Annotated in this window: 1 protein-coding gene; it reads right to left on the bottom strand. The window is 65.5% G+C overall.

What is annotated here, in order from left to right; translation table 11 throughout:
* Nucleotides 1–127: 127 nt before the first annotated feature.
* On the bottom strand, nt 128–556 hold a 429-nt coding region (locus FK530_RS25205; RefSeq protein ID WP_193560373.1), incomplete at its 5' end, for a sugar transferase.

Consider the following 556-nt stretch of genomic DNA (forward strand, 5'->3'; position numbering starts at 1 on the left):
GGGTCGCCCCCTCCTGGCGAGGACCTGTCAGCGCTGGTCCCCCGGCGTGGGCGCGGGCCTCCGCCGCGGTGCCCTCGTGACAGAACGCGTCACGTCGGGCAGGAGACGGAGCAGGCAGAAGAGGGGATCAGTAGGCTCCGTCCTTGGACAGGACCGCTCGAGCGGTGCGCATGAGAATGTCCATATCCCGCTTCATCGTCCAGTTCTCGACGTAGTAGAGGTCCAGTCGCACCGAGTCCTCCCAGGACAGGTTGGAACGACCGCTCGTCTGCCACAGTCCGGTGATCCCGGGCTTGACCATGAACCTGCGGTTGACCATCTCCTCGTAGGTGGCGACCTCCCGGGGCAGTGGGGGCCGGGGACCCACGAGACTCATGTGTCCGAACAGGACGTTGAGCAGTTGGGGTAGCTCGTCCAGACTGAAACGACGCAGGAAGTGGCCGGGACGGGTGATGCGCGGGTCGTCACGCATCTTGAACAGGACCGTGTTGCCCGCATCCTGCTGCTTCGAGGCTTCCAGGAGTGCCAATGCGGCTTCGGCGTCGGGGACCATCGT

Source organism: Tsukamurella conjunctivitidis, from assembly GCF_007858475.1.
Taxonomy (GTDB): domain Bacteria; phylum Actinomycetota; class Actinomycetes; order Mycobacteriales; family Mycobacteriaceae; genus Tsukamurella; species Tsukamurella conjunctivitidis.